This is a genomic window from Bordetella genomosp. 4 (assembly GCF_002261185.1).
GTDB lineage: Bacteria > Pseudomonadota > Gammaproteobacteria > Burkholderiales > Burkholderiaceae_B > Bordetella_A.
The window spans coordinates 395,599-415,241 of sequence record NZ_NEVQ01000001.1 but is presented as its reverse complement, the minus strand read 5'-3'; the positions used below and the strand labels follow the sequence as shown (position 1 = coordinate 415,241).

Annotated in this window: 14 protein-coding genes and 1 pseudogene; 9 read left to right on the top strand and 6 right to left on the bottom strand. The window is 58.3% G+C overall.

Going from position 1 to position 19,643, the window contains the following annotated elements:
* Positions 1-34 precede the first annotated feature (34 nt).
* From uca to CAL20_RS01915, 3 genes are all read left to right on the top strand, one after another.
* A complete protein-coding gene (gene uca, locus CAL20_RS01925; RefSeq protein ID WP_094837033.1) occupies positions 35-3,790 on the top strand; it encodes an urea carboxylase in 3,756 nt (1,251 codons plus the stop codon).
* Between the two features lies 1 nt (position 3,791).
* Positions 3,792-4,514 carry a GntR family transcriptional regulator gene (locus CAL20_RS01920; protein ID WP_094837032.1) on the top strand — a complete coding sequence of 241 codons (723 nt, stop codon included), beginning with the start codon at positions 3,792-3,794 and terminating at the stop codon, positions 4,512-4,514.
* Between the two features lie 144 nt (positions 4,515-4,658).
* Positions 4,659-5,609 (top strand): phosphoribosyltransferase, encoded by a 951-nt coding sequence (locus CAL20_RS01915; RefSeq protein WP_094819580.1) that lies wholly within the window; start codon positions 4,659-4,661, stop codon positions 5,607-5,609.
* A 56-nt stretch (positions 5,610-5,665) separates the two neighbouring features.
* Here CAL20_RS01915 and CAL20_RS01910 read toward each other — a convergent pair whose 3' ends face one another.
* From CAL20_RS01910 to CAL20_RS01895, 4 genes are all read right to left on the bottom strand, one after another.
* Positions 5,666-6,799 (bottom strand): DUF1615 domain-containing protein, encoded by a 1,134-nt coding sequence (locus tag CAL20_RS01910; protein ID WP_094819579.1) that lies wholly within the window; start codon positions 6,797-6,799, stop codon positions 5,666-5,668.
* 144 nt (positions 6,800-6,943) lie between these two features.
* On the bottom strand, positions 6,944-7,597 hold the full coding sequence (locus tag CAL20_RS01905) for a DUF799 domain-containing protein (RefSeq protein WP_094819578.1): 654 nt from the start codon (positions 7,595-7,597) through the stop codon (positions 6,944-6,946).
* A gap of 2 nt (positions 7,598-7,599) precedes the next feature.
* Entirely contained in the window at positions 7,600-8,103 is a 504-nt protein-coding gene (locus tag CAL20_RS01900) for a DUF4810 domain-containing protein (protein ID WP_094819577.1), read from the bottom strand.
* Positions 8,104-8,117: 14 nt separating this feature from the next.
* On the bottom strand, positions 8,118-8,795 hold the full coding sequence (locus CAL20_RS01895; protein ID WP_094837068.1) for a CsgG/HfaB family protein: 678 nt from the start codon (positions 8,793-8,795) through the stop codon (positions 8,118-8,120).
* 509 nt (positions 8,796-9,304) lie between these two features.
* Here CAL20_RS01895 and CAL20_RS01890 point away from each other — a divergent pair.
* From CAL20_RS01890 to CAL20_RS01875, 4 genes are all read left to right on the top strand, one after another.
* Complete coding sequence (locus tag CAL20_RS01890) at positions 9,305-10,021, top strand: gluconate 2-dehydrogenase subunit 3 family protein (RefSeq protein ID WP_094819575.1); 717 nt, start codon at positions 9,305-9,307, stop codon at positions 10,019-10,021.
* A 4-nt stretch (positions 10,022-10,025) separates the two neighbouring features.
* Positions 10,026-11,807: a GMC family oxidoreductase gene (locus tag CAL20_RS01885; protein WP_094819574.1), complete on the top strand. Its 1,782-nt coding sequence runs from the start codon at positions 10,026-10,028 to the stop codon at positions 11,805-11,807.
* A 19-nt stretch (positions 11,808-11,826) separates the two neighbouring features.
* Positions 11,827-13,131, top strand: coding sequence for a c-type cytochrome (locus tag CAL20_RS01880; RefSeq protein WP_094837067.1), 1,305 nt, complete (start codon positions 11,827-11,829; stop codon positions 13,129-13,131).
* A gap of 129 nt (positions 13,132-13,260) precedes the next feature.
* On the top strand, positions 13,261-15,144 hold the full coding sequence (locus CAL20_RS01875; protein WP_094837031.1) for an ankyrin repeat domain-containing protein: 1,884 nt from the start codon (positions 13,261-13,263) through the stop codon (positions 15,142-15,144).
* 28 nt (positions 15,145-15,172) lie between these two features.
* Here CAL20_RS01875 and CAL20_RS01870 read toward each other — a convergent pair whose 3' ends face one another.
* Positions 15,173-16,069 (bottom strand): LysR family transcriptional regulator, encoded by an 897-nt coding sequence (locus CAL20_RS01870; protein ID WP_094819572.1) that lies wholly within the window; start codon positions 16,067-16,069, stop codon positions 15,173-15,175.
* Between the two features lie 106 nt (positions 16,070-16,175).
* Between CAL20_RS01870 and CAL20_RS01865 the strand changes: the two genes are divergently transcribed.
* Positions 16,176-17,171 (top strand): Bug family tripartite tricarboxylate transporter substrate binding protein, encoded by a 996-nt coding sequence (locus CAL20_RS01865; protein WP_094819637.1) that lies wholly within the window; start codon positions 16,176-16,178, stop codon positions 17,169-17,171.
* The gene (locus CAL20_RS01860; RefSeq protein ID WP_094819571.1) at positions 17,168-18,553 is read left to right on the top strand and encodes a lyase family protein; all 1,386 of its coding nucleotides are present in this window, start codon (positions 17,168-17,170) and stop codon (positions 18,551-18,553) included. The genes CAL20_RS01865 and CAL20_RS01860 overlap by 4 nt, the downstream gene beginning before the upstream one ends.
* Positions 18,554-18,636: 83 nt before the next feature.
* On the opposite strand, the pseudogene CAL20_RS01855 reads toward CAL20_RS01860, so the two are convergent.
* Positions 18,637-19,572: pseudogene (locus CAL20_RS01855) on the bottom strand (Dyp-type peroxidase); the annotation flags it as partial.
* Positions 19,573-19,643: the final 71 nt, after the last annotated feature.

The window sequence follows — 19,643 nt, the reverse complement described above, 5'->3', positions numbered from 1 at the left end:
CATCGCTCAGCAGTACTCCAAGGGGAAAACCAATATGTTCCATACCGTACTCATTGCAAACCGCGGCGAGATCGCCGTGCGGGCCATCCGCACATTGAAGCGTCTGGGCATCAAAAGCGTTGCCGTTTACTCTGACGCGGATCGCAATGCGGCCCATGTCCGCGATGCCGATGTCGCCGTAGCACTAGGCGGAGATAAAGCCTCCGACAGTTATCTGCGCATCGACCGTATTCTGGAAGCAGCACAAGCCACCGGTGCACAAGCCATCTTTCCAGGCTATGGGTTTCTTTCCGAGAGCGCTGAATTCGCTGAAGCATGCGACATCGCCGGCATCGCATTCATCGGCCCGACAGCAGCGCAACTGCGCGAGTTCGGACTGAAACATCGCGCGCGCGAACTCGCCGCGGCCGCCCACGTCCCGATGACACCAGGCACGGGCCTGCTGAGTGATGTCACCGAAGCCTTGGCCAAAGCGGAGGATATCGGCTATCCCGTCATGCTGAAAAGTACCGCCGGCGGTGGTGGCATCGGCCTGTCACGTTGCGCCAACGCCGACGAATTAGCCACCGCCTATAGCGCGGTACAGCATCAGGGACAGACTTTTTTTCGCGATAGCGGCGCCTTTCTGGAACGCTATGTCGACCAGGCACGCCACATTGAAGTGCAGATCTTCGGGGATGGCCTGGGCAAGGTCGTCGCTCTGGGCGAACGCGATTGCTCCATCCAGCGCCGCAACCAAAAGGTCATAGAAGAAACACCTGCGCCGGGGTTACCAACGGCCACGCGAGAGGCCTTGCTACGCGCTGCGGTCATGCTGGGCGAATCTGTCTCCTATCGATCCGCCGGTACGGTCGAATTCATTTACGACAGTGCCCGTGACGCGTTCTACTTTCTGGAGGTCAACACTCGCCTGCAAGTCGAACATCCCGTCACCGAGGCTGTCACGGGCCTGGACCTGATCGAATGCATGCTGCGTGTCGCGGCTGGAGATACGCTGGATTGGGCGGCTTTGCAACGCCCGCCCTCAGGCGCCGCGATCGAGGTCCGCCTCTATGCCGAAGACCCCGTTCGCGATTTCCAACCGTCCCCCGGGGTACTGACTCACGTCTCATTTCCGGCCGGGGCGCGCGTGGACGGCTGGGTGGAAACCGGTACAGAGGTCGCGTCTTTCTATGATCCCATGCTGGCCAAGCTGATCGTGCATGGCTCCGATCGTACCGAGGCCCTGGGAAAACTGCGCGATGCGCTGGCGAATACGCAATTGCACGGCATCGCCACGAACCTGGAGTTTCTGCGTCAAATCACGGCAGACGCCCGTTTTGAAACGGGTGCGCTCTCCACGCGATTCTTAGATAACTTTGATTTCCAGCCCACCGCCATCGAAATCCTAGAAGCCGGTACCTATACCAGCGTCCAAGACTATCCCGGACGGGTGGGCTATTGGAATATTGGTGTGCCTCCCTCCGGCCCGATGGACGACTATGCATTCCAGTTGGCCAACCGCATCATCGGTAATGCTGCCGAGGCGGCAGGCCTGGAATGCACGCTCATCGGTCCCACCCTGAAATTTCACACCGATGCGGTCATCGCGCTGACCGGCGCAAAGATGGATGCATGGCTGGATGATCAGCCTGTCGCCATGTGGCAACCGCTGCACGTACGCCCGGGCCAGATCCTCGTCATAGGCCGCGCGCTTTCGGGTTGCCGCAGCTATCTGGCCATCCGCAATGGCTTGGACGTGCCCTCCTATTTGGGCAGCCGCTCCACCTTTGCGCTAGGCCAGTTTGGTGGTCATGCGGGGCGTTGCCTGCGCGTCGGCGACATGTTGCCCATAGCCCAACCGGAACTGCCTGCCAGCCTGACGCCAGCCCCCAATGCAACGCCGTCTGCACTCGATCCGGCGCTGATACCCGACTATCCCACGCAATGGCAAATCGGAGTACTGCTCGGGCCGCATGGCGCCCCGGATTTCTTTACCCCAGAATCCATAACGGCGTTCTTTGCCGCCGATTGGGAGGTGCACTACAACTCCAATCGGCTCGGCGTACGCCTGCTCGGCCCGAAACCCGTCTGGACCCGGCAAGACGGGGGCGAGGCCGGTCTGCACCCGTCCAACATTCACGATTGCGAATACGCGATTGGCAGCGTCAATTTCACCGGAGACAGTCCGGTCATCCTGACCCGAGATGGCCCCAGCCTCGGTGGATTCGTGTGTCCTGTCACCATTGCCAAAGCCGAGCTATGGAAAGTCGGTCAAGTCCGCCCGGGTGATCGCATTCGCTTTATCCCATTGACGATCGAGGATGCTCTGGCGTTACAGGCGCAACAAGAGGCCGCGATCGCAACGCTCGCAGCCAGCACACCCGCCGTCACCGCACTCGTTGGCCAGAGCGGTAAATCGGCATCGCCATCGGCAGCGCACCCAATGACGACGGCTTTGACATCCTCGTCATCACCGGAATTGCCAGGCGATTCGTCGCCCATTCTGGTTCGGCTACCCGCCAAGGACTCGCGACCGCTCATCACTTATCGGCAGGCAGGAGACAGCTATCTGCTGCTGGAATATGGTGACAACGTTCTGGATCTGGCGTTGCGCATGCGCGTGCACCTGTTGATGCAAGCTCTCACCGAAACCCCCGTTACAGGGATTCTGGAGTTCTCGCCCGGCGTGCGCTCGCTGCAAATCCAGTACGACAGCCACCTGATCAGCCAACACGCATTAATCGAGCGCCTGCTACAGATCGAAGACACGCTGCCCGACGTCTCGACCCTGAAGATTCCGACACGGGTGGTCTATCTGCCGATGGCTTTCGAGGACAGCGCCACCTTGGGCGCCGTACAGCGCTATCAAGAAACCGTACGTGCCAATGCGCCGTGGCTGCCAAACAATGTGGACTTCATTCAACGTATCAACGGGCTCGAGTCACGCGACGACGTACGCCGTATCGTCTTCGATGCCAGCTACCTCATCCTGGGCTTGGGCGATGTCTACCTGGGCGCTCCCTGCGCGGTGCCCATCGATCCGCGGCACCGCCTATTGACCTCGAAATACAATCCGGCACGCACCTTTACCGCCGAAGGCACCGTAGGCATCGGTGGCGTGTACATGTGCATCTACGGCATGGATTCCCCCGGCGGCTATCAACTCGTCGGCCGCACACTGCCTATCTGGAACAAGTTCCTGAAGAACCCCATGTTCCAGAATGGCGAGCCGTGGTTGTTGCGATTCTTCGATCAAGTGCGCTTTTACCCAGTTTCTGAGGACGAGCTGACCGCGCTACGCGAGGACTTCCGCGAGGGTCGCGCCACACTGCGCATCGAGGAAGAGGATTTCGATTTTGCGGCACACCAGCGCTTTCTGGCCGAACATGCCGCCGACATCAAGGCCTTTAAAGCAACACAGCAGGCAGCATTCGAATCGGAAGTCGCACTGTGGCAAGCAGAAGAGTCCATCACCGTCGAGCCCGAGATCACTGACGACACAGCCCTGGCGCTCTCTGATACCGAACGCGCCGTATCGGCCGATCTGTGCGGCAACGTGTGGAAGATCCCCGTCAGTGTGGGCCAATACGTAAAGGCCGGTGACACACTCGTCATTGTCGAAGCCATGAAAATGGAACTGTCGATCAAGGCGGCATTCAACGGCACGATCACCGCCATACGCTGCACACAGGGCAAACCCGTCAATAGCGGAGACATGCTGGTGGTCATTGATACCGGAGCCATCCCATCCCTCGCGGAAGAAGACGGCAACCCCATCGATGGCGAAATCCAGTATGCGGCCTCTTGATATGCGACTGAGCCTGACCACGCTATCCCCGGCCTCTGCTGCCCATCCCTCCGGCATCACCCTCGCCGGGCAAGCCTACGAACTCATCAAGCGCGATATCTTCGAGTTCCGCCTCTTGCCCGGGGACGAGTTCACCGAAAGCGATCTGGTTGCACGCCTCGGCGTCAGTCGAACCCCTGTGCGGCAAGCGCTTTACCGGCTCGAACGGGAAGGCTTCGTCCTGCTGCGCCAACGCAGTGGTTGGCGCGTACATCCGTTTGATTTCGAACGCTTCGAAGCGCTGTACGATGTGCGCATCGTGCTGGAGCAAGCCGCCGTCACCCGTCTGTGCGGGCTGCAAGACATGGACAGCAACGGCGAGCTCTCCGCGCTCAAACAATTCTGGCTGGTGCCACCCGATGAACGCTTGCGTAGCGGCAAACAGGTCGCCGAACGGGACGAAGCCTTTCATTGTTCTTTGGTTGCCGCAGCCGGCAATCCGGAGATGGCCAGCATCCACCGCGACGTCACAGAGAAAATCCGCATCATTCGCCAACTCGATTTCACCAAAGACTATCGCGTCGACGCGACGTATCAGGAGCACGGCGCCATCCTCCGCGCCATCCTTGCACGCAGAGCCGACGAAGCCATACGCATGCTGAAATCCCATATCGAGATCAGCAAGGCCGAAGTGCGGAAAATCACGCTGCACCGCCTGCAGGCCGCTCGCCAAGCATTGATTTGAGCAGCCAGGACCAGCGAGTGCGTGGCATGCATGTGGTGCATGCGCACCCACGCCCCACGGGTATGACGTCGCTGCGCAGCACCATACCCGTCCATTCAGGTTTGTGGCAAAATTTCCACGCGTTCCTTTGTCACCTGATCTGCCATGTCTATTTCCCCTGCCCTGTTCCCCTACGACTATGCCCGTGTCGAACAGGCTGTCGCTGCGTATATCCCGCAATGGCGCGACATGGCCTTCGACGCGATCGTGGCGATTGCACGAGGAGGCTTGGCGCCCGCGCTCGTGGCCAGCACGGCATTGGATCTGCCCATGTACGCGCTCTCATACGATCGCCGCACGCGCGACGTTTCCTGGTTCACATCGCAGACTCCGCTCGCAGGCGCTCACGTGCTGCTGATAGAAGACATCGCCGGACGTGGCACGACACTGTCGGACAGCATCGATTTTCTGTCGAACGCCGGATACAAGCTGCATGTCTTCACGCTCGCTCACGACGATCAATCGCGGATACGGCCCGATTTCGGTTTCAAGATCCCCGACGGTTTTCGCGCCTGGTTTCCCTGGGAACGCGAATCCATCACTCCCGCGTATGGCGCCACCGGAAACCTGCCTGATCGCGCCGCCGATACTTATGCATCCTGGGCCATCGATCTCGATGGCATCTTGTTGCCAGACGTTCCCGCTCATGTATACGAATCCGATCTGGCAGGCGCACTATCACAGCGCGACGCGCTCGCGCCCAGCGCGATCCTCCCGGGGCGGGATTTACGCCACCTCCCCATCATCACGGGCCGCCCCGAAAAAGACCGCGCACGTACCCAAGGGTGGCTGGACCGCCATGGATTTCATGGCCCGCTCGCCATGCGTGACGAAACCCGATATCGCCCCGAACAGACCGCACAGCACAAGGCTCAGGCGCTCATGGCAGGTTTTCACACACACTACATCGAAAGCGAACTTGCCCAGGCAGTAGAGATCGCGCGCCTCGTCCCCGTAGCGCGCGTGTATTGGTGGAACGGCCAGACCGCGCTCTCCATTTATGCCAGCCAGGCCGATGAACTGAGCCCGCTCGCGATTGCGCCTACGGCCGCATAATGGCCAACCGTCGCTGCAGCCAACGACGGTCGCAGCGCGATGGCTGAACGCTTCTGCTATGAACGCCCGGCGCGGGACATGCACTGCTTCCAACGGTCGTAAACACGATTGGCGAACCAGGCGGTAGTCAAGTTTCGAGTGATCTTGGGACTTTCCAATTTGATGCCGGGCAACACCGCGCGCGGCAATGGCTTGCCTGCATCCTTGTCCGCCAACTCGAAGACCCGTTCGTAGAGATCTGTTTCCTCGAACTCCAGACTGTCTCCTTTTTCGAGCTCAGGGCGAATCCGGGTTTCGTTAATGTCCAGCTGACGTCGGATCGCGCGGACCGCGCGCTCGGTTTTACTAGGATCGATCGCGCCGTTTATCAACAGATCGCCATCCAACGCCAGGTCGATGCCTGACAAGCGACTCACCGCTGCCTGAAAAGCCGCGTTTCGACTGGCGTACCAGCCTGCATTGAAATCGGCAAAGCGATACAGCACCGAGTCGTAATGCGCGGGATACCCTAACAAATGTGCGATCCCGAAGTACATTCCGCCCCGCCGAGTAAATACCTCACGTCGAATTGAATGCTCGACGGCATAGGGGTAGTCCTGCGCATGCGTCTGCGCAAATTCGATGCTCACCTGCATGGGCCCACCCGTATGCACGGGATTCAGGCCGCCAAACAATTGGCGGCCCATCGGAACCATGCCTATGAAATCATCAAAGATTTCGCTCAGTTGTTTTTCCGTACGTACCGTATCGAGCCGTTGTTTGTACGTTTTTCCTGTGGGGGATTTCAGCCCTAATGCCGCGTTGACCAGGAAACCGGGCAGATGCATGGCCTGCGTGCGACGCTCGATTTCCCGCTTGGCGATATTAGGCAGATCCGGCACTGCGGGATCTGCTTGAAATGTCGACTCCTGCGCCGTCACTGCCACCACGGCGCATAGATTTTCTTGGCTCGGATCCAGCCCTTGCGCGGTAAAGGAAACGGCAATATCCCGCGCCCACCCTTCCCGGTCGGATAGTTGAGTTGGCAGCATCCGTAGAAGGTCTGCGTTTACGTCGCTGGTACTGCGCGGTGTGGATTTAAAGCCCTGAGTGGCGCATCCTGCCGCAGTGATCAGCAGGGCGACACCGCAAAAAACACGCATCAGGCCACGCCAACGCCTGGTTTCGAGCACGAACGAAAGACGACGCATATCAGTAGCAATCCATCCGAAAAGGACTTGGTAGATGTGTCCAGTCGGAATATTACGCTGACATCGCCCCTAGACGGCAGAACTGCCTTAAATCAGTCCAAGGCTGCGAGCGCTGATACACGTCGCCATTCGATCAGCAGTGCCTTATTGCATCTCATAATGTGGCGACCGCGGCCCATACAGTATGCCACCGGGTTGGCCTGCACTAAGCAGTTGATTGTCCGCCATCCCGGCAACGTCATAGCTGCGATCGGATAGCGTATTGACGACCTGGTCTACGACGGCCTGTACCAACATACCGATGATTCCGCTACCGCTATTGTTGTTGCTGTGAACGACGGTCCTGGACCCTTCCCACAATTTTGTTCCGCTACGCAAATCAATCAGCGTCGCGTCTATTTCGACAGTGGTCGTGCTGAGCAACACCTGGTAACTCGATCCATACTGCTTTACTGTCATATACAACGCGGCGTCGGCGCCGAATATGTCCCTGAGTTTAGACGCCGGTAAGCCATGAACATCGTCAGCAGAAGCCACGCCATTCTGTCTGAAGGTTTCCTCCATCACAGCGACCGGCACCACGTAATAACCAGACTCTGCCAGTGGAAACGTCGCCTGTGCCAACACAGCGGCAGATGCGGCAGGCTCGACCGACATATTCAGCACGGGCAAAACCAGGATAGACGCTGGCTTGCTTTCGCGAAATGCCGCGTAGTCCACATTACTCTGTGGCGCGGCACAAGCCGAGAGCATCAGAATCAGCCCGCAAGCGAGTCCGCGCAATAGACCTGTCATCATCGTCAGGCTCCTTCTTTTTTGACGGTTTTCAGTCCTGACGTCCCGCCGTTCGGGTCCGTGTCGATGGGCTCAGGCTCGCCCTTCTGTGGCGCTGCCGATACTGGCGACAGATTCCTCATCAGAAAATCCATGAACGAGGTCGACTCAGGAAACGCGAGTTTTTCTCCTTGCAGCTGTTCCACCGCCCTGCTGTCTTCACCGAGTTTTAAATACAGCAAGCCCAAATGGGCGCGAAAGCCCGGAGGCAAAGCCGTGTTCGATGAGCGAGCGGTCTCGACGTTCAGCTCCATGTCTTGGGCCTGGGCAGCGTAGTCCACGCCCTCGTCATTCAGATAGGCGTATACGGCGGGCTGATAGCTTTTCCAGTTGTACATGTGCTTGGGGGCTTGCACACATGCCGCCAACACCCCACCCGCCACACAAGCAGCCGAGAGGCGAAGACCTATCTGCAATAGACGTACCGATCCTGGGGCGTGACACCAAGCCCTGCTCGATTGATTCAGCATGATTGTCTCGACGATCAGTTTTTAGAGGGCTGCCACGTGCCTTGCTCAATGCCGGACACGAGTTTGTCGACGGCTTCCCGTATGGCCAGATCGAGCACTTTTCCGTTGAGAGTGGAGTCGTAGCTGGCGGTGCCGCCAAAGCCGACGATTTCGCGATTCGACAAGCGGTACTCGCCTGCGCCGGCGGCGGAATAGACGACTTCGGATGTCACCACATCCACTACATTGAGATCGACCTTGGCATAAGCCACTTGCTCTTTGCCGCGTCCGAGGATGCCAAAGAGCTGATGATCGCCAGTCACCTTCCGACCAAACGCGGTCACATCGCCAGTGACCACATAACGCGCGCCCTGGATGCGGTTCGCTTGCTTGTTGAACGCGGCTTCTTGAGTGATTTCGGTGAGGTTTTCGCGATCCATCACCTGGAATCGTCCCGTCTGCTGCAGATGACTGATCAAAATCGTCTTGGCCTGGCCTCCGAGGCGATCCACTCCATCCGAAAAAACACCACGCAGATAATCGCTGCGATTATCGAATTTGCCGACCGAGATCGGGCTGCGCACGCCCTGATATGGGGAACCCGCCGAGGCGACCGTTGGAACGGCCACAGCTTGTGAACGCTCCGTCGCACAACCGGTGGCCAAGATGGAAGCAAACGCAGCAATGCTGATGAATCTGATCTTACGGAACATTTTTTCCCTTTTGATGCTCGAGCACGCATGCGACTCGATGCACTCCACATTCCGATAGCACACCATCGTGTATTGACGCGTATCGCCTCAATGCATATGTCTATCGAAAATGTGACTGCTGTGATGAATGTCCGTATAGGTGGCGAAGCGCCGGCTATAGTTCCACGTCATTCCTTATTGCATTTTTGGCCACGTGTGCGGCCATATATGTAGACGTGGGAACGCTCACCGCGCAGAGGAATTGCGGTGAAAAAATCGTCAAACAATATCGGGGTTTTCGGAATTTACAGATATAACTTTACGAAGTCCTGAAATCCGAGTTGTCGACTCAAGATTGCAATTTAAAGTTGCACTGAGAGCGCATAATGCAAAGATCAGTGTCCTCTATTACCCAAAAGAGGAATGGTCATCTGCCATCACTGATGCTGTCTCAAGCTCGTAGCCGTGTTTTCAAGAATGCATGTTCTCCGCCTGATCGAGACAGCAGACGTAAACCTCGGAGAGTCTCAATGACAGAAGAAATCCGGCCTCGCAGACGATTCCTGCAGCAGGCTATCGCGCTTGTTCCCGCGTCTACCTTGGCCAGCAGTGTCGCCGTCACGCAAACGGCCCAGGCCAGCGAAGCCGAAAGCGGCTCAGCAAAAAAAACATACAGCCCTACCTATTTCACTCAAGACGAGTGGGCATTCATCAATGCAGCGGTAGACCATTTGATCCCGGCCGACGAACTCGGCCCGGGCGCCATTGCTGCGGGAGTCCCCGAATTCATCGATCGTCAGATGGAAACCCCGTTCGGCCATGGCAAGCTCTGGTACATGCAGGGCCCATTTCACCCCGATGTGGATCCGACTTACGGCTACCAGCTGAATGTGCCCCCGCGCGACATGTACCGCCACGGCATCTCATCCTGTAATGAGTATTGCCAAAAACAATTCGGCAAAGCCTACGCCAGCTTGGATCAATCCACTCAAGTACAAGTCCTCAGAGACCTGGAAACCGGCAAGATCAAGTTCGAAAAAGTCCCCTCCAAGACTTTCTTCAGTTTCTTGTGGTCCAACACCAAAGAAGGTTTTTTCGCCGATCCACAGTATGGCGGCAACAAAGGCATGGTGGGCTGGAAGATGATCGGTTTTCCCGGCGCACGCGGCGAATTCATGGATTGGCCTGCCCAGGGCAATGTGAAGTATCCGTACGGCCCTGTTTCTATCTCTGGCGAAAAGGCTTAACACCATGGCATCTATCAAGAAAGAAAAAGTTGATGTGGTGCTGGTCGGTTTCGGCTGGACCGGCGCAATCATGGGCCAAGAGCTCACCAATGACGGCCTGAAAGTGCTGGCATTGGAACGCGGACCCATGCAGGACACGCCCAATGATGCAGAGTATCCAAAAGTCTTGGACGAGCTAGCGTATTCAGTGCGCGGTAAGCTGTTCCAGGATCTGTCCAAGGAAACCGTGACCATCCGCCACAGCCTGGGCGAAACCGCAGTGCCCTATCGCCAACACGGCTCGTTCCTGTTGGGCAATGGCGTGGGCGGCGCGGGTTTCCACTGGAACGGCATGCACTACCGCAACCTGCCGGAAGAACTCGTTCTGCGCACGCGCACCGAAGAACGCTACGGCAAAGACTTCATCCCGAAGGACATGACGCTGCAAGACCACGGCGTCACTTACGAAGACTTGGAGCCGCACTACGACTTCTTCGAAAAAGTCTGCGGCACCTCGGGCAAAGCCGGCAACATCAACGGCAAAATTCAGGAAAGCGGCAATCCTTTGGAAGGCCCGCGCACGGACGAATTCCCGCTGCCGCCGCTGCAACAGACCTACGCGCAATCGCTTTTTGAAAAAGCTGCACGCGACGTCGGTTACCACCCCTTTGCCGCCCCTGCCTCCAACGCGTCTGGCCCGTATACCAATCCGTACGGCGTGCGCCTGGGCCCTTGTAATTTCTGCGGCTTCTGCGAAAACTACGGCTGCTTCATGTACTCGAAGGCGTCGCCACAGACGACGATCCTGCCGGTACTGTTGAAGAAACCCAACTTTGAATTGCGCACGAACGCGTACGTCACCAAGGTCAACGTAGACAAATCCGGCAAGATGGCTACCGGCGTCACCTATGTGGATGCACAAGGCCGCGAAGTCGAACAGCCGGCAGATTTGGTCATTCTGTGTGCGTTCCAGACACACAATACGCGCTTGATGCTGCTCTCAGGTATCGGTACTCCCTACGACCCGGCCACGGGCGAAGGCGTCGTGGGCAAGAACCTCGCCTATCAAATGAACGGCGGCATCCGCATCATCATGCCCAAGGGGAACTATTTCAACCCCTTCGAAGGCGCGGGTGCCAGTGCATGGGCCTTTGATGATCTGAATGCCGATCAATTCGATCACGCACCGTTGGGCTTCATCGGCGGCGCGGTTGTACGCCAAGCCACCACCGGCGGACGCCCCATCAAACAGGCATCGCCCATGCCAGGCTCGCCCACGTGGGGTTCGGGCTGGAAAGCAGGTATGGCAGACGCGTATCAGCGTTCGTTCAACATCGGCATGTCCGGTTCGGTGATGCCTTACCGCGACGCCTACATGTCGCTGGATCCGACCTACAAAGACTCGCACGGCCTGCCGCTGCTGCGCATGACGTTCGATTGGCACGACAACGAGTACAAGATGCTCGACTACGTCGGCAGCCAGGTCGAAAAGGTCGCCAAAGCCATGAATCCGGAGAAGTACGTGGTCAACGTGCGCAAGCCCGGTTCGCATTGGGATACGCGCGTGTACCAAAGCACTCACCTGACCGGCGGCACCATCATGGGCACCAGCCCGCAAGACAGCGTGCTCAACCGCTATCTGCAAAGCTGGGATGTACCCAACCTGTTCGTCATGGGCGCAAGCACGTTCCCGTACAACATGGGCTACAACCCCACCGGCCTGGTCGGCGCACTGGCCTATTGGTCTGTCAAAGCCATCCGCGAACAGTACATGAAGAACCAGGGCCGCCCCTTGGTGCAGGCATAAGAGGACGGCGAAGATGAACATGCTTAAACACACCCTCACCGCCCTGCTCGCGCTGGCAGCCAGCTCCGCATGGGCTGCCGATACGGCGGATCAACAGCTCGTCAAACAAGGTGAATATCTGTCGCGCGCAGGCGACTGTATTGCCTGCCACACCGCACAGGGCGGCAAACCCTTTGCGGGCGGCCTGGGCATCGACTCGCCGTTGGGGATGATCTATTCCACCAACATCACGCCCGATAAGGAAACCGGTATCGGCGAGTACACACTGGAAGACTTCGACCGCGCGGTCCGTCATGGCGTCGCAAAGGACGGCCACTCGCTGTATCCGGCCATGCCATACACCGCCTATGCCAAGGTCTCGCCCGATGATGTCAAGGCCTTGTATGCCTACTTCATGCATGGCGTAGAGCCCGTCAATCAAGCCAATAAAGACACCGACATTGTCTGGCCGCTGTCCATGCGTTGGCCTCTGGGTATCTGGCGCTGGATGTTCTCGCCAGATCCCGTCGAGGCTGCCCCGGCTCCGGCAAGTGCTTCGGCCGATGCGGGCCAGGCCGAAGTGCTGCGCGGCAAGTACCTGGTTGAGGGCCTGGGCCATTGCAGCACCTGCCACACGCCGCGTGGCGTGGCCTTGCAGGAAAAAGCGCTCACCGATGCCGATGGCACCGAGTTCCTGTCTGGCGGCGTCGTCGAAGGCTGGCTGGCCAAAAACCTGCGTGGCGACGCCACGGACGGTCTGGGCAGTTGGTCCAAGGAAGACATCGTGGCCTTTCTCAAGGGTGGCATGAACAAGCACTCTGCGACGTTTGGCGGCATGTCGCAAGTCGTGGCCGACAGTACTCAGCATCTGAACGATGCCGACCTGAACGCCATCGCGGCCTATCTGAAGACGCTCTCGCCAGTGAACAAGGATGCGACCCAACCCTTGGCCTATGACGAGGCAGCCTCCGTGGCATTGCGCACCGGCAAAGCCAACAGCGAAGGCGCAATGGACTTCCTGAACAACTGCGCGGCCTGCCACCGTACGACCGGCAAGGGCTACGAGCAGACGTTCCCGCAGTTGGCGTTGAGCTCCACTGTGAACTCGGAGGACCCGACCTCCTTGATCCACATCGTGCTCAAGGGCGCGCAATTGCCGGGTACGACCGCTGCGCCAACGCAGTACGGCATGCCGGCCTTTGACTGGCGTTTGACCGACAAAGAAGTCGCGTCGGTGCTCACCTTTGTGCGGTCCAGTTGGGGCAATAAAGCGCCGGCCGTGACGGCAGACCAGGTGGCAAAGGTGCGTGAGGAAGTGGGCGCAACGCCACAACCCGTGCGTTAAGCCGTACTGATTCCACAGTGAAAAAATAACGCCTCGATTCTGATATCGAGGCGTTTTTTATTGGGCTACCGCCATTGGAACCTTCGGCATGATCTGGTAACTCACTCATCATTCTCCGAGGAAATCGACATGCCCAATTCCGATCACTTCGCGCCCGCCAACCACCCGGCGTCAGTCAAAACCGAATACTTAGAGCATACAGAAATAGACAGCATGAGCCCAGAGTCCCGGCTCTTCGATGCGATTGCCAATCACGACCAGCTGACTATCAAGGAACTTCTCAAATCGCCAGGCCTGGATCTCAGCCAAATCAATGATGATGGCCAGACTCTTCTGCACGTCGCTGCGGATCGTGGCAACGTCGAGGCCGCTGCCGATCTGATCCAATATCATAAAGACGGTAAGGATGTGCTCACTTGCAACGGCGACGAATGGCTAGCCAGAATGGCGGTTGCCGAACTAAAACACCGGCGTGGCGACAAAACAGGTGACTTCAAATTTCTCGACGCACAGGACCGCAATGGCTTGTCGGCGTTGATGATTGCCGCACACGGTGGACACCTCACACTCATGCAGGACCTGATCGACGCCGGTGCGGAGGTTGACGACAACGCGATGTCAATCCAAGAGGCGGTTTACGCCGCTGAAAAGCAGGATCTAAAGTGCCTGGCCGTCTATGGCGACCCCGATTATCCGAACCCGTTCGAAACGCCCACAAGCGGATTCACGGCATTGATGTTTGCCATCGCACATGCCCAGATCATGGCAATCGACAAGCTACTCGATGCCGGGGCATCGATGAAAAAAAGTTTCCTGATGCGGTGCAGTCCTTTCAGGCTCGCGACGCAATCCCACCAACTCCAGTCCGCGGCGGCATTGATTAAGCGCGGCGCCCTCGCCGTTGCGACACCCTACGATTGCGAGACCCTGCTAGAGAGGGCCGTACAACTTGGCGATGCCTCGCTGATCGAAAAACTGCTGCAAGGAAATCCGACACTCAGTGTGCGAGGCAAAACCGGACATGCACTGCTCACAGCAGCAGTTTCTGCCGGTCACGCGGACGCGGTAGAGGCGCTCATTCAGGCAGGCGCCGATATTGCCGTGACTGATCGCCGTAAATACACGCTATTGATGCTGGCAGCGGAGTCCAATAAAGCGGCTGTCATTCGCGTGCTGCATAAGTACCACGCGAACCTCGAAGCACGCTCCATCCATGTAGCACCGCCCCCGAACCGCGGCCCCCGCCCCACTGTCAATACGCTTTCAGGAAAAACGGCGTTGCTGATCGCGACAGCGGCAGGCAACATGGCAGCGGCTACGGCTCTGCTTGAGATAGGCGCCGACGTCAATGCCAGAGACAACTATGGCTCGACCGCACTGATATTGGCAATTGGGAAAAGGAGGCATATGCCTATGGTCGCAATCCTGCTCAAACACGAAGCCAACCTCGAAATACGCAATGAAGACAGACTGACTCCCTTCATGCTCTCCCTGGAGCAACTCGACGTCGAGCTGATGAACAAGCTGCATGCAGCGGGAGCGAATATCAACGCCAGGTACCCCGACGGCAGTTCTCCGGTGCTATGGTCGATTCGAAAAAAGAGCCTCATGTTGGACATGTTGTTGCGACTCAATCCGGACGTTACCTTGGCGGATTCCGCTGGGATAACTCCGCTGCGAGCCGCTATCGACGACGGCTCGCTCATGTGCGCTCAGGAACTGCTCAAGGTCCTCAGAAGAACGTCAGCCAATCCCGACGAAGCCTGCAGGCAGTATGTCAATGCAGCCGATAACAACGGCATCACGCCCTTGATGATAGCCAGTGGTTTGAACCGAGACGACTTAATGCGGTGGCTCGTCGAAGCAGGCGCGGACGTCGCGAAGAAAAACAATGCCGGTCATGACGCCATAACCTTTGCCATTCGCGCGGGCGCACACCAAGCAGTGGAATATCTGACGGGACAACTCGGATTGGGCTTACCGCAGGCTCCTTCGCTCAGTCGACCGCTTTGATATCACCAGGCGCCCTCGCTTCTTCGTTTCAGTCTCGAGCCATCACATCTCGTGCACACCGCAGCAACGTCTGCACCCAATGCCCTCGTGGGGACTGATGGCGCCACAGCAACCCCAGCTCTCGGGCGGGCAACGGCAGCCCGTCCTCCGATCCCGAGACCGGAGGCACAGCCAACTTGCACAGGCCCTGCCCCTCTATACCCTGACCAATATCAGGCACCAAGCCTACACCCAGCCCGCGCTGCACCAATAAAGCAATAGCCAGAATGGAATTCAGCTCCACGCGCTCATGCGGTCGTATTTTCTGAATCTGCAGATAGCGCTCAGCCAAATTACCGCCCGCCAATTGCCGATCGTAACGCACGAACGGCTCAGTACGCAGTAACTCCAACGGGTCACGTTCAGCGTCACTCGCGTGCGCCAGCACAATCAAGGGTTCTTGACGAAGCGAGGTCCAGCGCACGGTCTTGGGCAAGTCAAAAGGCGACTTTAAACACAGGGCTGCGTCAAGTTCGAATTGCGTCAAGGCCGCATACAGGGCTGGCGTAACCGCGCTGCGCAACGCAATTCGCACCCCAGGGTAATGCTTGGCAAAGGAATGCAAGATATCGGGCAAGAAACTATGTAATGCCGTATTCACGGTCCCCAGCCGCAACTCGCCTTCGTCCTCATCCGTCACAACCCAATCCCGCAAGGCATCGGCATCCTGTACCAATATGCGGCCCCGCTCCAGCAAACGCTGTCCGGCGGCAGTCGGCTGCACACTGCGCCCCTGCCGCACCAACAGCGACGCCCCCAATTCACGCTCAAGCGTACGCATCTGTTGTGCAATCGCAGCCGGACTCACATCCAACTGGCGAGCTGCCTCGGACATGGAGCCCAGATCGACGACTTTCAGAAAGTTATGTAGGTAACGGATATCCATAAGCCTGCATTTTCTTTTAATTGATGAAAGCAATACGTACTGTATTCCGGTGGCCCGCAACGGCGACAATACCAGTGAATTCAACTATTCCAATCCAGGAGACACCATGCACCCGCCCATCCTGCGTTCCCCCTCTCGCCGCCACGCGCTGGCAACGGCGCTGGGGCTGACGGTCGTATCCTTGACGCCCGCCTGGGCCCAGAACACGCCAGTCATGCGCATCATTGTCCCCTTTTCTCCTGGCGGCGGGAACGATGTACTGGCGCGCCAGTTGGCGCATGGCCTGACCGAGACATTCAAGCGCGATGTGATCGTCGAAAACAAACCCGGCGCAGGCGGAAACTTGGGTACCGAGCAGGTCGTGCGTGCGTCTGCGCAAAGCAACACCTTTCTGCTGGGCCACACCGGTACGATCTCTATCAACCCCGCTCTGTACAAGAACCTGAAGTTTAATGCGTCGACCGATTTACAGCCTGTGGCGATGTTTGCCTCCTCGGCGCTGCTGCTGGTCGTACCGGCCAGTTCTCCGATTCAGAGCGTCGCGCAGTTGGCAGAGGCGCTGTCGAGCAAGAACGCTGATATGGATTATGCGTCCAGCGGCAACGGCACTGGCGGCCATCTGACTGGAGAAATGTTCCTGCAGACGCTCGGCGCGCAAGCCGTACATGTTCCCTACAAAGGCACCGCGCCAGCAGTCGCCGACGTGGCAGCAGGTTTGGTGGACTTCAGCTTCAGCGTGATTCCGGCCGCCATGCCCATGATCAAATCGGGAAAGCTGCGCGCCTTGGCCATCACCAGCACCAAACGCATGGCACTGTTGCCCGATGTTCCCACCATGGCTGAATCCGGTGTCCCCGCGCTGAAGGACTTCGACAGCACCCTGACCTACGGGATTTTGGCTCCTAAAACCATACCGGTCGAGACAGTGCGTCAGCTCGAAGCGGAAATCCTGAAGGTCGCCGCCGAGCCCGCGTTCCAATCCAAACTCGAAGTCGAAGGCGCCGAGCCGCTGCTCGGCAATGCAAAGGAATACAGCGCAAAAATCCAGGAAGAAAGCCGCAAATGGGGCAAAGTCGTGACCACCTCTGGCGCCTCCGTATGACCGCGGGTCAGCCTGCCATGATGGCATCCCTGATCGAAGAAAGCCTGACCCCGAACGGCAGCGCCACGCTGTTTACTGATGCACAATGGTTCGATGCGCTGCTACATTTTGAATCCGGGCTGGCCCGCGCGCAAGCGGCTTGCGGGCTCATTCCCGCCAGCGCAGCAGCGGCCATTTCTCACGCATGCGCCAATGTCGAGCTGGAGCGCTCCGCCTTCGTCGAGCGCGCGCAGCGTACGGGCGCACTGGGCATAGGGTTGGTGGATCCGTTACGGGCATTCTTGGCGCAGCATGCGAAGGACGCCGTGCCCTATTTGCATTGGGGCACCACGACTCAGGATGCCGTCGACACGGCGCATGCTCTATTGACCAAGACAGCATTATCAGCACTGTTGCAGGAGCTGACCGGATTACATGCTGCCTTGCGCACCTTGGCTCGCACCCACGCGCACACGCCGATCCTGGCGCGCAGCCTGCTACAACCTGCTCAGGTCACCAGTTTCGGATTGAAATGTGCGCAATCCGCTGGCGCCATACAGCGCAGCATCGAACAACTACGCGCTCTGTCCGAACACGCGCTGTGTGTGCAACTAGGCGGGGCTGTAGGCAATCGCGCTACCTTAGGCGAGCAAGCCCAGCGTGTAGAACGTGCGCTGGCCTCCGAACTCGGCTTGACGGCTTGCGGCCATAGTTGGCACACCCAACGCGATACGTGGATGCGGCTCGCCATGGAAGCAGCTGTCTGCGCAGGCAGCCTGGCAAAGCTCGCGAAAGACTGGTCGTTGATGTCGCAGTTCGAGGTCGGAGAGCTGACCGAGGCACCTCGGGGCAGAACGTCCAGCGCGATGCCACATAAGCGCAATGCCGTCTATTGCATGCAGGCCATTGCGCAGACGCAGCCCGTGCCAGGCATCGCCGCAAACCTGCTTTCGGCAATGCCGCAGGCTCATGAGCGGGCCTTGGGAGAATGGCAGGCTGAGCTTTCCATGTGGGCGCCTCTATGGCGTCACGTCTATGCCGCTGCGGCCGCATTGCGGCACAGTGCAGAGGGACTGCACGTCCACTCATCGCGGATGCAGGCGCACATCGACTCACTGTACGAGGTCGTATTTTCTGAGAGTTGCTCGGACGCACTTGCCGCCATCACCGGGAGTGACGCCGCACAACGAGCCATTGAGCGCCTGGCGCCGCAGGCACTCGCCGAGCGCCTGCCATTGTCGGCGCTGTTGGTAGATTGGGTGCAAAGCCAATACGGCGCCGAACCAGCCCATGCCGCCACGCAAGCGTTGGCCATGGCGACAGATCCGGCGCGGGCAGTACAGGCTTCGGCTGCGTGTTGCATCGCGTTATTAGCGGATGACTTGGCACATCCGATGAAGTAACAGCAACACGTGCAAATGCTAACCCCGCCAACCACGACGGGGCCAGTCACAAGGGAGACGAGCGTTCGTCTCCTTTATTTTTGCCGCTCTTCCAATTCCTCCAACAATGGCGCCGAAGGCACAAAGAACAGCCCGCCCGTGACGGCGCGGCTGAAGTCCAGCAGACGGTCGTAATTGCCTGCAGGCCGGCCGACAATCATGTTCTCCAGCATTTGCTCAATAGGAGCTGGGGACTTGGCATATCCAATAAAGTAAGTGCCGAACTCGCCTGCGCCAGGTCGCCCGAACGGCATGTTCTCGCGCAAGATTTTGACTTCTTCGCCGTTCTCGGTCAGCGTGGTCAGCGAGCTATGAGACGACGAGGGCTTGACCGAGTCGTCCAGCTCGATATCCGATAGCTTGGTGCGGCCGATAATGCGTTCCTGAGTCTCCACAGGCAGTGCATTCCAGCCCGCCATGTCATGCAGGTATTTCTGCACGAGCACATAGCTGCCATTGGCAAACTCGGGATCTTCGTCACCGATCAAAGCGAAATCCACGGCGTCCTGCCCTTCCGGATTCTCGGTACCGTCGACGAAGCCCACCATGCTGCGCATATCGAAATAGCGGAAACCCTGGACTTCGTCCACCACGGTCACCGCCGCGCCTAACTGATTGAGAATCTGCGTCTCCAGCTCGAAGCACAAATCCATCTGCTCGGCACGAATATGAAACAGCAGGTCCCCAGGTGTCGCGGGTGCATGGCGATTGTCGGCGTGAAACTCACGGAAAGGATGCAGCTGCGCCGGACGCGGGTGACCGAACAAGGTATCCCAGGCATTTGAGCTGAAACCGAGCACACAGGACAATTTGCCATCTGGCACACGCTTGCCTACTGAGCGCACCAGTGCAGCGAGATTTCCGCACAATGCGCGAATCTTGTCTGCCTCGCTGGCTTCTCCTAGCGTCGCGACAAGGAAAATTGCACTCCGTGTGAGAGGACAGGTGACAGCTTGGGGTTGAGGATTGTTACTAGTCATGGATTGAAGAATTTCTTAGATAAGTAATAGACCAAGTGATACCAAGAGGCTACCTGTCCGGCGCAACCATA